Annotated in this window: 11 protein-coding genes and 1 tRNA gene; 11 read left to right on the top strand and 1 reads right to left on the bottom strand. The window is 56.8% G+C overall.

The genetic code is table 11. From position 1 onward, the window contains the following. Positions 1–173 precede the first annotated feature (173 nt). The 9 genes from AB8880_02935 to AB8880_02895 all read left to right on the top strand — a co-directional run bounded on the left by AB8880_02935 (position 174) and on the right by AB8880_02895 (position 11,800). Positions 174–1,535, top strand: a complete 1,362-nt coding sequence (locus AB8880_02935; protein ID XDZ66368.1) for an alanine/glycine:cation symporter family protein — start codon at positions 174–176, stop codon at positions 1,533–1,535. A gap of 152 nt (positions 1,536–1,687) precedes the next feature. Next, positions 1,688–2,455, top strand: a complete 768-nt coding sequence (locus AB8880_02930) for an SDR family NAD(P)-dependent oxidoreductase (protein XDZ66367.1) — start codon at positions 1,688–1,690, stop codon at positions 2,453–2,455. Positions 2,456–2,463: 8 nt separating this feature from the next. After that, complete coding sequence (locus AB8880_02925) at positions 2,464–4,176, top strand: AMP-binding protein (protein ID XDZ66366.1); 1,713 nt, start codon at positions 2,464–2,466, stop codon at positions 4,174–4,176. 96 nt (positions 4,177–4,272) lie between these two features. Beyond that, complete coding sequence (locus AB8880_02920; protein XDZ66365.1) at positions 4,273–5,436, top strand: isovaleryl-CoA dehydrogenase; 1,164 nt, start codon at positions 4,273–4,275, stop codon at positions 5,434–5,436. Between the two features lie 12 nt (positions 5,437–5,448). Then, positions 5,449–7,053, top strand: coding sequence for a carboxyl transferase domain-containing protein (locus tag AB8880_02915; protein ID XDZ66364.1), 1,605 nt, complete (start codon positions 5,449–5,451; stop codon positions 7,051–7,053). A 2-nt stretch (positions 7,054–7,055) separates the two neighbouring features. Then, positions 7,056–8,996 (top strand): biotin carboxylase N-terminal domain-containing protein, encoded by a 1,941-nt coding sequence (locus tag AB8880_02910; GenBank protein ID XDZ66363.1) that lies wholly within the window; start codon positions 7,056–7,058, stop codon positions 8,994–8,996. After that, positions 8,993–9,874 (top strand): hydroxymethylglutaryl-CoA lyase, encoded by an 882-nt coding sequence (locus tag AB8880_02905; protein XDZ66362.1) that lies wholly within the window; start codon positions 8,993–8,995, stop codon positions 9,872–9,874. Before AB8880_02910 ends, AB8880_02905 begins: the two co-directional genes overlap by 4 nt. Beyond that, complete coding sequence (locus AB8880_02900; GenBank protein ID XDZ66361.1) at positions 9,867–10,655, top strand: enoyl-CoA hydratase-related protein; 789 nt, start codon at positions 9,867–9,869, stop codon at positions 10,653–10,655. Before AB8880_02905 ends, AB8880_02900 begins: the two co-directional genes overlap by 8 nt. Positions 10,656–10,696: 41 nt before the next feature. Continuing rightward, a complete protein-coding gene (locus AB8880_02895) occupies positions 10,697–11,800 on the top strand; it encodes an AbrB family transcriptional regulator (protein XDZ66360.1) in 1,104 nt (367 codons plus the stop codon). On the opposite strand, the gene AB8880_02890 is transcribed toward AB8880_02895, so the two are convergent. Further along, positions 11,782–12,219, bottom strand: coding sequence for a PaaI family thioesterase (locus tag AB8880_02890; protein XDZ66359.1), 438 nt, complete (start codon positions 12,217–12,219; stop codon positions 11,782–11,784). The two genes, AB8880_02895 and AB8880_02890, sit on opposite strands and share 19 nt — an antisense overlap. A gap of 206 nt (positions 12,220–12,425) precedes the next feature. Here AB8880_02890 and AB8880_02885 point away from each other — a divergent pair. Both AB8880_02885 and AB8880_02880 read left to right on the top strand, forming a co-directional pair. Beyond that, positions 12,426–12,501: transfer RNA gene (locus AB8880_02885), tRNA-Thr, on the top strand. Positions 12,502–12,562: 61 nt separating this feature from the next. Next, the gene (locus AB8880_02880) at positions 12,563–13,708 is read left to right on the top strand and encodes a DUF6538 domain-containing protein (GenBank protein ID XDZ66358.1); all 1,146 of its coding nucleotides are present in this window, start codon (positions 12,563–12,565) and stop codon (positions 13,706–13,708) included. Positions 13,709–13,710: the final 2 nt, after the last annotated feature.

Genomic DNA, 13,710 nt, shown 5'->3' with positions numbered 1-13,710 from the left:
TCCTGGAATCATGCCGATTTCAGTACTCACGTTTCATGGTTGGGTAAGACCGATATACCTTTGGCATGACTGTTTAGTTTAACTCCATCACCGTTTCCTATCCAAAGGCCTGAACCCGGGGTGTCCGGTCCTCCGGCCACCCTCCATGTTCAACATCTGGAGGAAAGACCATCATGGAAACAATCAACTCACTTGTTGGCCAGATCAACAGTATTGTCTGGGGCCCGCTGATGCTGATACTCATCGTCGGGGTCGGGGCATATCTTCTGGTCCGGACAGCATTCATGCCATGGCGCAAGATCTCCTACGGGTTTTCGCTGCTCTGGCAGGGACGAAGTCCGGACGGCGTCGGCGATATCAGCGCCTTCAATGCGCTGATGACGTCACTTTCGGCGACAATCGGCACCGGCAATATTGCCGGAGTTGCCACGGCAATCGCCATCGGCGGGCCTGGAGCGCTGTTCTGGATGTGGGTGACCGCTCTTGTCGGCATGGCCACGAAATATGCCGAAGCCGTGCTGGCCGTCAACTTCCGTGAAGTCGATGCCGAAGGAAGGCATATCGGCGGGCCCATGTATTACATCAAGAATGGTCTCGGGCAGAAATGGCACTGGCTCGGGTTTCTCTTTGCCCTGTTTGGTGCCGTTGCGGCATTTGGAATAGGCAATATGGTTCAGTCGAACTCTATAGCCGATGCGCTCGATGACAAGATCGGGCTGGATCCGATGCTTACCGCGGTCATCCTGATTGTGCTGACCGGCGCGGTGCTCATCGGCGGCATCACCCGGATCGCGGTCTGGGCCGGCCGGCTGGTGCCGTTCATGGCGTTTTTCTATATTGTCTTCGGTCTGATCGTCCTGATGATCAATATCGGCAATGTGCCGGCAGCGATCAGCACCGTCTTCAGCCATGCCTTTACCGGCACGGCCGCGCAGGGCGGGTTTGCAGGTGCAGCCGTCTGGGCAGCCATCCGCTTCGGGGTTGCCCGCGGGGTATTCTCCAACGAAGCCGGGCTCGGCAGTGCGCCGATCGCCCATGCCGCTGCCAAGACGAACGATCCTGTCCGCCAGGGGTCCATCGCCATGCTGGGCACCTTTATCGATACCATCATCGTCTGCTCGATTACCGGGCTTGCGATTGTATCGACCGGCGCCTGGACAACCGGTGAAACCGGGGTGGATCTGACCGCGCTTGCCTTCTCGCGATCGCTCGCCGGTGGTGAGTTCATTGTTACCATCGCGCTCACCATCTTTGCTTTCACCACCATTCTCGGCTGGAGTTATTACGGTGAGAAATGCTGGCAGTATATTTTCGGCGTCGGCAGCATCAGGATTTACCGGGTTCTGTGGATCATTGCGGTCTTTATCGGCCCGATGGCACTCACTTTAGAAGGTGGTGCCCGCGCCGGGATTGATCTCATCTGGCTTGTTGCCGATACGCTTAATGCGATGATGGCCTTGCCAAACCTGATCGCGCTTATTCTTCTCAGCCCGGTTGTCTTCAAACTGACACAGGAATATTACGCGAACAAGTAATCGCGAAAAAACAGCTCCGGGGCATGTTCATGCCCCGGGGCATCTTCAATTCTCGCCAGATGGAACGGCCGGCCGTGTTGACAGAATCATGTCTCCGGGCTGAAACTGGGTTGATACATTAAATATCCGTTGCGGGAGGCAGCAGGCTTGCCATGAAAATTGACCATACCATTGCCGCGGCCGTGTCCGGCGGCGCCTCGGGGCTTGGTGCCGCGGTAGTGACGGCCCTGGCCGGACGTGATGCGCGCATAGCCATTCTTGATACCAATACCGAAATGGGTGAAGCCCTGGCAAAGGAAACCGGCGCGCTCTTTCTGGCCTGTGACGTAACCGACCCTGCCGCGGTCACGGCGGCCCTTGCCAAGGCAAGACAGGCCCATGGCCAGGAACGGCTCACCATCAATTGCGCCGGCATTGCCCCCGCCCGCAAGACCGTCTCGCGCGGTGAGGCCCATGATGCGGAACTTTTCCAGCGCGTTATCGCCATCAACCTGATCGGCAGTTTCAATCTTGCAAGCCAGAGCGCGGCAGGCATGGCTTCGGCCGCACCCGTCACCGATGATGGGGAGCGCGGGGTGATCATCAACACCGCCTCGGTCGCGGCCTTTGACGGGCAGATCGGCCAGATCGCCTATGCCGCCTCAAAAGGCGGTATCGCCGCCATGACACTGCCCATGGCGCGTGATCTTGCCGATAAAGGGGTGCGAGTCATGGCCATAGCTCCTGGGATTTTTGGCACGCCCATGCTTCGCGCCTTCCCCCAGGAGGTGCAGGATGCCCTTGCCGCCCAGATCCCTTTCCCTTCACGGCTGGGCGAGGCGTCCGAATTTGCGGATCTCGCCCTTCACATCGCTGAAAACCCGATGCTGAACGGTGCGGTTATCCGTCTTGATGGCGCTATACGAATGCCGCCCAAATAGGATCACCCATGATGCACAGGTTTGAAGACAGGCTGAAGCCACAGAACGGGCTGTCATTGGTATCGGGCCCTGTTGACCAGCCGATATGGGAGAAAACAATCCCCGAAGTTCTCGCCGAAACTGTCCGCACCCATGGATCCGATATCGCCGCCGTCTTTCATGAAAGCGGCATCCGGTGGAGCTACGATGATCTTGACCGCATCACCCGCGACATGGCGGCAGGGCTACTCTCGGTAGGGATTGAACGCGGCGACAGGGTCGGCATATGGTCACCCAATCGCTGGGAATGGGTGGCGTTGCAATTTGCAACGGCAAGGATCGGCGCGGTTCTGGTAACGATTAATCCGGCCTACCGCCGGGCAGAAGTCGAATATGTCCTCAACAAGACCGGCGCAAAGGCCCTGATGCTGGCACCGGAATTCAAGACCTCGGATTATATTGGCATGATCACCGATCTTGCCCCTGAACTTGTTGGGAGCACCCCCGGGATGCTCGAATCCGCGCGGCTTCCGGCGCTTGGTATCTGCATCCGGATGGGAGATCAGAACACCCCCGGAATGATGAATACCCGTGACCTGATGGCGCGGGCAACCGATGCGCTCTGCCAGAAGGTTGAGGAGATATCCGCCTCGCTCAACCCTGATGATCCCATCAATATCCAGTTTACCAGCGGCACCACCGGCGCCCCCAAAGGCGCAACCCTCACCCACCGGAACATCGTGAACAACGCCCGCTTCACCGTTGAGCGGATGCGTCTTCAGACCGGCGAAGGGCTGTGCATTCCGGTGCCGCTCTATCACTGTTTCGGCATGGTGATGGGGTCTCTTGCCTGCGTCACCCGGGGGGCCTTCATGGTCTTTCCGGCCGAAGCCTTCGATCCGCTGATGACTTTATCGGCGGTGTCAGCGGAGCGCTGCGCGGCGCTTTACAGCGTGCCGACCATGTTCCTTGCCATGCTGGATCATCCGGAATTTTCCCGTTTTGATCTTTCCTCTCTCCGCACCGGCATCATGGCAGGCGCGCCCTGCCCGATGGAAGTGATGCGGCGGGTCATGGGAAAGATGCATCTCAACGAGATTACCATCGCCTACGGGATGACCGAGACAAGTCCGGTTTCCTTCCAGTCTCATCCCGATGATCCGATTGACTTAAGGGTGTCGACCGTTGGGCGGATCCATCCCCATACAACGGTCCGTATCGTCGATCAGGATGGCAAAGTGGTGCCGATAGGTGAAAAAGGTGAACTGCTGACCCTCGGATATTCGGTCATGCAGGGATACTGGGGCGAGGAAGACCAGACCGCCGCCGCCATTGACAGCGAAGGCTGGATGCATACAGGTGATCTCGCCACCCTTGATGAGAATGGATACTGCCGCATTGTTGGCCGGGTGAAGGATATGGTGATCCGGGGCGGGGAGAACATCTACCCGAGGGAAGTGGAGGAGTTTCTCTACACCCACCCGTCCATCCAGCAGGTGCAGGTTTTCGGCGTGCCGGATGCGAAATATGGCGAAGAGCTTTGCGCCTATATCATCCTTTATGAAGACAAGGACGAAGATGAGGCGTCCATTCGCCGCTGGTGCGAGGGGCAGATCGCCCATTACAAAATCCCCCGGCATATTCGCTTTCGCCGCTCGATGCCCATGACGGTTACCGGCAAACCCCAGAAATTCATCATGCGTACCGAAATGATCGACGAGCTTGGCCTTGAGGATCAATAGCGCCCGGGCGCCACGACCGCGAAGACGGGCGGATGCATTCTGGCTGGATAATCCTGACATGGTGGGTAGAATAGGGGCGATAAGGGAGACGTTCTGATGTTCCATGCCAGCATGAATTTTCACCTTGGGGAAGAGATCGACGCCTTGAGGCAGGTGGTCCACCGTTTTGCCCAGGATGAAATCGCCCCGAGGGCGGAGCAGATCGACAAGGACAACAGCTTCCCGCCTGATCTCTGGCAGAAGATGGGGGCGCTCGGGCTGCATGGCATAACCGTGCCGGAACAGGATGGCGGCAGCGCCATGGGATATCTCGCCCATTGTATTGCCGTTGAGGAAATCAGCCGGGCCAGCGCCTCGGTCGGGCTGTCCTACGGCGCACATTCCAATCTCTGCATCAACCAGATCGCGCGCTGGGGCACGCCGGAACAAAAGGCAAGATATCTCCCCGGGCTCATCAGCGGGGAGCATGTCGGCTCGCTTGCCATGTCCGAACCCGGCGCCGGCTCCGACGTTGTGTCCATGAAACTCAGGGCGGAAAAACGCAACGACCGCTTTGTGCTCAACGGCAACAAGATGTGGATCACCAATGGCCCCGATGCCAGCACGCTTGTTGTCTATGCCAAGACAGATATGGAGAGAGGCCCCAAGGGCATTACGGCCTTTCTGATCGAACGTGATATGGCCGGGTTTTCCAGCGGCGCCAAACTCGACAAGCTTGGCATGCGTGGATCGAATACCGCCGAGCTGATCTTCGAGGATTGCGAAGTGCCTTTTGAAAATATACTAGGCGAAGAAGGCAAAGGCGTCCATGTTCTCATGTCAGGGCTTGATTATGAACGTGTTGTGCTGGCCGCAGGTCCAATCGGCATCATGGCGGCGGCGATGGATATCGTCATGCCCTATGTTCATGAACGCGAACAGTTCGGCCAGGCCATCGGCACGTTTCAGCTGATGCAGGGGAAGCTGGCGGATATGTATACCACCATGAACGCCTGCCGGGCCTATGTCTATGCAGTCGCGGCTGCCTGTGATCGCGGCGAGACAACACGAAAGGATTCAGCCGGCTGCATCCTCTATGCGGCGGAAAAGGCAACCCAGATTGCGCTTGAGGCCATCCAGTGCCTTGGCGGCAACGGCTATATCAACGATTACGCTACCGGACGCCTGCTGAGGGATGCCAAACTCTATGAGATCGGGGCGGGCACGTCTGAAATCCGCCGAATGCTCATCGGCCGTGAACTTTTTGCTGAAACCGCCTGACAGAATATCGCCATGACCGAACTGAAATCCTCCTTCGATCCACATAGCGAGGAAGCCGCTGGGAACCGGGCCGCCATGGAAGCGAAGGTAGATCGCATCAAGGCACTGGCCGAGGTCATCTGTCTTGGCGGGCCGGAAAAATCGCGCGAACGCCATCTCAAGCGAGGCAAGCTTTTACCGAGAGACAGGATAGACACGCTTCTTGATCCCGGCTCCCCTTTCCTTGAAATCGGTCTTTTTGCTGCCCATGAAGTCTATGATGAAGCCATCCCCGCAGGCGGCATGATTGCCGGCATCGGCACGGTCGAAGGCCGGGATTGCATGATTGTCTCAAACGATGCCACGGTAAAAGGCGGCACCTATTATGCCTTGACGGTAAAAAAACATCTCCGGGCCCAGGAAATCGCCGAAGAAAACCGCCTGCCCTGCATCTATCTGGTGGATAGCGGCGGCGCCAATCTGCCAAATCAGGATGAAGTCTTCCCTGATCGCGATCACTTCGGCCGGATCTTCTACAATCAGGCACGGATGAGCGCGAAGGGTATCCCGCAGATCGCCGTGGTCATGGGCTCCTGCACCGCCGGCGGCGCCTATGTGCCGGCCATGAGCGACCAGACCATCATTGTCCGCAATCAGGGAACGATCTTTCTTGCCGGCCCGCCGCTGGTGAAACAGGCCACCGGTGAGGAGGTGGATGCCGAAACGCTTGGTGGCGGAGATACCCATGCCCGGCTTTCCGGCGTTGCCGATATGCTGGCTGAAAACGATACCCACGCGCTCGCGCTGGCCCGCCAGTGTATCCGCAATCTCGGCATGGCCGGGCGCCGCCAGCCTGAAAACCCCCCGGTGCCGCCCAAACTTGACCCCGAAGATCTCATGGCCATCATCCCGGCGGATTCCCGCAAACCGTTTGATATTCGCGAAGTCATCGCCCGCATTGTGGATGGTTCGGATTTTGATGAATTCAAGGCGGTGTACGGCACCACCCTTGTCTGCGGTTTTGCCCGGATCGATGGCAGGCTGATCGGGATCATTGCCAATAACGGGGTGTTGTTCTCGGAAAGTTCAACCAAGGGTGCGCATTTCATCGAACTTTGCTGCCAGCGGAAAATCCCGCTGGTCTTTCTGCAGAACATCACCGGCTTCATGGTCGGCTCGAAATACGAGGCTGAAGGTATCGCCAAGCATGGCGCCAAACTTGTCGCCGCGGTCAGCTGCGCCAGTGTCCCCAAGATCACGGTCATCATCGGCGGCTCTTACGGGGCCGGGAATTACGGCATGTGCGGCCGTGCCTTTGGCCCTCGCTTTCTGTGGATGTGGCCGAATGCCCGGATCGCGGTGATGGGCGGCGAACAGGCCGCCGGTGTCCTGGCCCGGGTGAAACGAAGCGCGATCGAGGCCCGGGGTGAGAGCTGGTCCGATGAAGACGAAGCCGCGATCAAGTCACCTGTCCTTGAGCAGTTCGACCGCCAGTCCGACCCGCTTTATGCCTCGGCACGGCTGTGGGATGACGGAATAATCGATCCCGTCCGCACGCGGGATGTTCTGGCCTTGTCCTTGCAGGCGGCGGCAAATGCACCGGTTGCGGATACCGTCTTCCCTGTTTTCCGGATGTGATCATGATCAAGCGCCTGCTCATCGCCAATCGGGGAGAGATCGCCTGCCGGATCATCGCCACGGCCCGGCGGATGGGGATCGAATGCGTCGCGGTCTATTCGGATGCGGATCGTGCGGCCCGGCATGTCCGGCTTGCGGATCAGGCAATACGGATCGGCCCGCCGCCATCAAGGGAAAGCTATCTTTCCATCAGCGCAATCCTCAACGCGGCAAGGGAGAGCGGTGCCGATGCCGTTCATCCCGGCTATGGATTTCTTTCCGAAAATGCTGATTTCGTCGATGCCGTTACGGCAGCAGGGCTGATCTTTGTCGGCCCGCCAGCATCGGCCATAAGGGCAATGGGGCTGAAAGATGCCGCCAAGTCACTGATGGCTGATGCAGGTGTTCCCACCGTTCCGGGCTACCATGGCGATGACCAGAGCCTTGAGCGACTTGAGGCCGAGGCAGCACGGATCGGCTATCCCGTCTTTATCAAGGCCCGCGCCGGTGGGGGCGGCAAAGGCATGCGGCATGTTGCAGGGCCGGAGGATTTCGCCTCAGCCCTCGCCGCAACCCGGCGCGAATCTGCCGCCAGTTTTGGTGACGATCAGGTTCTGCTTGAAAAAGCCATCGAAAGTCCCCGGCATGTCGAAGTCCAGATCTTTGCCGACAGCCATGGTGAGACCGTCCATCTCTTTGAGCGGGATTGCACCCTGCAACGCCGGCACCAGAAAGTTCTTGAGGAAACCCCCGCCCCGGGGATTGATGCCGCAACGCGTAAAGCGATGACCGATACCGCCATCACCGCGGCCAGCGCCATCGGATATATCGGCGCCGGGACGGTTGAGTTCATCGCCGACGGAACAGACGGGCTGAAACCGGACGGTTTCTGGTTCATGGAAATGAACACCCGGCTTCAGGTCGAGCATCCGGTCACCGAGGCCGTGACCGGTATTGATCTTGTCGAATGGCAGCTTCGCGTTGCTTCAGGTGAGCCTCTGCCCCGCCGCCAGGAGGAGATCACCCTGAACGGGCACGCCATTGAGGCCCGCCTTTATGCCGAGGATCCGGCCCGCAACTTCCTGCCAAGCCCCGGGCGGGTTGAGCGGATTGTCTTTCACCGCAGCGTGCGGGCAGATAGCGCGATTGAGGATGGCGACAGCGTTTCAGCCTATTACGATCCGATGGTGGCCAAGATCATCAGCCATGAAGATACACGCTTATCTGCCCTTGCCCGGCTTGACGCGGCGCTCAACCGCACTCATGTCCATGGGCTGACGACCAATCTCGGCTTCCTCAGCCGGCTGTGTCGGCATCCGGATGTTTCGGCCATGCGGATCGATACCAGCTGGATTGACCGGAGCGATGATCTGCTTTCTTCACCTGGCCCTTCTCCTCAGATCATTGCGATTGCCGCGCTTCTAGCATCAGGCCTCACATCGAGGACGGCGCGTTGCGGCTGGCGGCACTGGGGCGCCGGGGCAAGCCATCTGGCTCTTCGTTACGGGGAGAACACCCTGCCCTGCCGACTGACACCGCTTGATGATGGCGGCATGATGGTTGCAACCCCTGAAGGGCCCGTCACCTTTCAGGATATTCAGCCCGGTCCGAATATGCTGAAGATGGATGGCCAGCAGGTCGAGGCGGAAATCAGCCCCGGCCATGTCAGTTTCAATCTCGCCGGTGAAATCTGGTGTTTTGCCCGTATTGACAGGCTTGATCAGCAAGGAGAGGGCCCGAACGCAGGTCAGGTTACCGCGCCGATGACAGGCGTGATCCGGCACATCTCGGTCAAGCCCGGCGACCATGTATCCAGCGGCGATGCGCTCATTGCGCTTGAGGCCATGAAGATGGAACATATCCTGACCGCCCCGCGGGATGGGGTAATAGATGAAGTCACCGGCGCGGTTGGTGATACGGTCGCGGACAGCCAGGTGCTGATCACGTTCAAGGAAACAACATGACGATAGGTGGAAAGGTGGAACTGGTTGAGGTAGGCCCCCGTGATGGCCTGCAGAACGAGCCGCTTTTCATCCGCACCGAAGACAAGATCCGCCTTGTTGACCGCCTCAGCGAGGCCGGTTTTTCCCGGATCGAGGTGACCAGTTTTGTCTCCCCGAAATGGGTGCCGCAGATGGCCGATGCCGCCGCCGTCATGGCCGGAATAAAGCGTAAGGAAAATCTCCGTTATGCGGTGCTGACCCCGAATCTCCGCGGCGTTGAGGATGCCCTTGCCGCAGGCGCGGATGAAGTCGCTATTTTCGGGGCCGCTTCCGAAGGTTTCAGCCAGAAAAACATCAACTGTTCCATCGCCGAAAGCCTCGATCGTTTTTATCCGGTGACCCGTGCCGCCGCTGAGCACAATATCCCGGTCCGCGGCTATATCTCCTGCGTGATCGCCTGCCCCTATGACGGGGATACATTGCCCGAAACGGTGGCGGATGTCGCCGAAACCCTTCTTGATATGGGTTGCTATGAAATCTCTCTTGGCGATACTATCGGGGCAGGCACGCCTCACCGCATCGCCGCCATGCTGGATTGCGTCATCCCCAGAACAGGGGTGTCTTGTCTAGCCGGCCACTATCACGATACCGGCAACCAGGCATTCGCGAATATCGACATCTCTCTTGAATATGGATTACGCCGCTTTGACAGCGCCGTGGGCGGGCTTGGTGGATGCCCCTATGCCCCCGGGGCCAAGGGCAATGTCTCAACCCTTGCGCTGGCCCGGCATCTTGAAAATATCGGCTGGTCAACCGGACTTGACCTGACCATACTGGCTGAAATCGAAGCATTTATCCGGACCCTCGGGGTAAAAGACAAGGACAACGGCAATGGCTGAACCCATCCTGACCGATCTTCACGAAAGCGGGCTTCTGATCATTACCCTCAACCGGCCCGACAAGCATCACGCAATGGATCAGGCGATGATCAGCGCATTGGCAGAAGCGGCAAGTCAGGCGCGCGACAATCCGGGAACCCGGGCCGTTCTTCTTCAGTCATCCGGCCCGAGTTTCTGCGCCGGCGGTGACCTTGGCTGGATGCAAGCCCAGATCAACGCCAGCAGGGAGGAAAAGATCCATCAGGCGCGGATGCTCGCTGACATGCTGGCCGCGTTCTACACCCTTCCCGTTCCGGTGATTGCGCGTGTTCAGGGTAATGCCTATGGCGGCGGGCTCGGGCTGATGGCAATTTCGGATATCGTTATTGCGGCAACCGGCCTGCGCTTTGCGCTGACCGAAACCCGCCTCGGGCTCATCCCGGCAACCATCGGGCCCTTTGTCCTGCGCCGGATAGGCCATGGCAAGGCACGGTCGGTCTTTATCACCGGCAGCGTCATGGATACCGCAAGGGCGGAGAAACTGGGGCTTGTTTCACAATCTCTCCCCATTGATCAACTCGATGAAGCCATTTCCCGTGAGGTTGAAATGATTCTGAAAGCCTCACCTGATGCCATGGCACGGGCAAAGGCCCTGATCCTCGCCCAGGAAGGCGGCAATCTTGAAAAGGATATCGACCAGGCGGTCACCGTACTTGCGGACTGCTGGGAAAGCCCGGAGACCAGGGCTGGCATCAGCGCCTTTTTCGCCCGCCAGGATCCACCTTGGATAAGGCCGGAATAGTTTAACAACATCGTCTTGCAGGGTAGCGGTCCCGTATCTCCATGAAATCTTCTGAACTTGCCGGGATTTTTTCGGATTTCCGCCGAATGGTGATCACCTTCACGATTGCACTTCTGGCGGGATATGGTTTCCTCTACATGGCTCTACCTGCGCCGTTCCTCATGGGCAGTCTCTTTGGGGTCTGGATCATCGGCGGGATATTTCCCTCGATCAGGCCTGAGCTTGGCGTGCCAAGATGGTTTCATGTCCCGGTTGTTCTTGGCCTCGGGGTGTTTATTGGTGCGAATTTCACCTCAGCCATGATCGAACAGGCAAGCCACTGGATGACCACCGTGAGCATCATGATCGCTGTCACACTTCTGGTCTCCATCCTCGGCTATGGGTTTCTGCGCAGGATCAGGGGGTATGATCCGGTGATGGCCCTGCTGTGTTCTGTTCCCGGCGGGCAGGCCGAAGCCCTCGTCATGGCAAGAGAGATGGTGGACAAGGATTATGTTGTGGCGCTTTTCCACCTGATCCGTGTTGCGGTCATTTTCTTCAGCACCCCTCTTCTCCTGGCCGTACTTGAGGGGGGTGAGGCGGTGGCGGTCTCCAATCAAAGACTTCTCAACATGCCGGGGATCCTTGATCTCACCTCCGGGCAGATACTTGCCTTTATCAGCCTTGCCATTGCAGGCTACGGGATTGCGCGGTTCCTGCGCCTTCCCATGCCTCATCTGCTCGGCCCGATGGGGCTTAGCATGGCGTTTCATATCACCGGGTTTGTGTTTATCCCCCGTATTCACGAATTCATCATGCTGGCCCAGCTGGCAATAGGCGGCGGGGTTGGCGCCAGACTTGCCCAGGTTGAATTAAGCTCACTTCTTGTCTACCTTCGCGATGGATTGCTCACAAGCGGGATCATCCTTCTTGCGTATCTGCTGGCAGCGCTGGGCATCGCCCATTTCACCCATGCAGGTTTTCTTTCGATCTGGCTTGCCTTTGTTCCGGGCGGCCTCTACGAAGTGACGCTGCTGGCGCTGATCTTCGGCTTTGATATCGCCTTTATCGCCTTTCATCATATGGTGCGGGTATTTCTGATCTTCCTCACCATGCCGGTGCTGGCGACATGGCTGAAAAGACAGCATCACCCAAGCTCGACATAAGTCATGGTGGCGGTCATGGTGGCAATGAGGATCATCCGGTCATCATCAAGACCATGGGCTGTGCCTTCGGTAAAAATGACCCGGCGCCCCGGCTTGATGACGCGGCCGGTGAAAATAATCTTCTCCTGACCTGCCGGGGCGATGAAGCTTGTCTTGAATTCGACGGTCATCACCTCAAGCCCCTTTTCAGCCAGGCTCAGGGCGGAATAGCCGCAGGCACTGTCAAGGCCGGCTGCCAGCACGCCGCCATGGATGAATTTCTGCTGCTGGAAGAGACGTTCATTCCGGAAAAGCGAGATCACGGCCCGGCCCGGCTCGATTTGATCCATCGACATGCCCAGCGTCTTCATCACGGTCTGGGCGGCGAAACTTGAACGGGCTTTTTCCTCGAAGTCGGGATCACGTGGATGTAGCTCCATGGTCTTGTCTCTCCTTGCCTGTTTGCCGATGGTTGCTTTCGGGTGATTGCCCCCGGATCATGCATCTGGTCCGCATCAGTTGAAACGGGGTTGCCGCCACCGCCTCCGCCATTATCTTGATCTTAATGGCAACGGGCGAGATCCGCAAAAAATTACTTGCATATGCGCCGGCTTTAACCGAATATGCCGCTGACCGCAGGGTCCATGCTGGCGTGGCTCAATTGGTAGAGCACCCGATTTGTAATCGGGCGGTTGGGAGTTCGAGTCTCTCCGCCAGCACCACCTCACCATGTAAGTAACTGAAAAGTCTGTATTATTTATATTGACTGCTCAGGTGACGTACATGTTGACGTACAAAAACTCCTCTTCTCATCTCCGTATTAGACAAGGTATCTATCACTTTGTCAGACGTGTTCCTTCAGACTTACAGCAATATTACAAGTCAGACAGGGTTAGCCTTAGCCTGAAGACACGTTCTCATAACCATGCTTTAAGAACAGCAAGTTCCATCAATCAAAGACTTGATGACTATTGGTTAGGATTGAGATTGAAGGAGATGGATGTTCCTGCCTTGCATCTGCTTGTTGAGGATAGAAAAGAGAATGAACATTCAAGCCCTACCATTCTTGAAGCAGCAGATATTTATCTCCGAATAAAGAGGAACAGTAATCCAACCTTTGTTCGTGCTGTAAAAAGAAACACCAAGTATCTGGTAAAGGCATTGGGCAATAAACCTATTACTGCTTACTCTTCTGCTGATGCGGCATCCTTTAGAGATAAACTATTCAAAAAAGACCTTAGCCTTGGGAGTGTCAAACGTATCCTTGGTTCTCTTCGCTCCATTATCAATCTTGTTATGAGAGAGATGGGCATAGAAGGAAGCAATGCCTTTGCTAATGTGTACTTGCATCAGGGTGAGCAGGAAGAAAACAAACGACTACCAATCGTGGATACAACCCTTGTCACCCTGCAAGACGCTTGTGTTGATAAGAATGACCAATTGAGATGGCTTGTTGCTCTTCTGTCAGACACAGGAATGAGATTAGCAGAAGCAGTTGGTCTTCATTTAGATGACATACAATTGGACACAGACATCCCTCACCTAATCATACAGCCACATCCTTGGAGAAGGTTAAAGACAAAGAGCAGTAAAAGAACTGTTCCCTTGGTTGGTGTGTCTTTATGGGCAGCACAACAAGTAGTTAAACATCATACAGTGTTTGCTTTTCCTAAATACTGTGATGGAACTAACACAAACTCCAACTCAGCCAGTGCAGCATTAAACAAATGGATAAAGACAGTTATTGGTAAAGAGTATGTCATCCATGGATTACGTCATGGATTAAGAGATAGGCTAAGGGCTGTAGAGTGTCCTTCAGACATCATTGACGCCATTGGTGGATGGACAACAGAAGGTGTTGGACAAACTTATGGAATTGGATTTCCAAATGAAATAAAATTTAGATGGTTAGCCATGATTTCCAACTAATA

It is taken from the genome of Alphaproteobacteria bacterium LSUCC0684, from assembly GCA_041228335.1.
Taxonomy (GTDB): domain Bacteria; phylum Pseudomonadota; class Alphaproteobacteria; order Puniceispirillales; family UBA1172.
The sequence above is the reverse complement of the archived record's forward strand: the minus strand, read 5'-3'. Positions and strand labels throughout refer to the sequence as shown.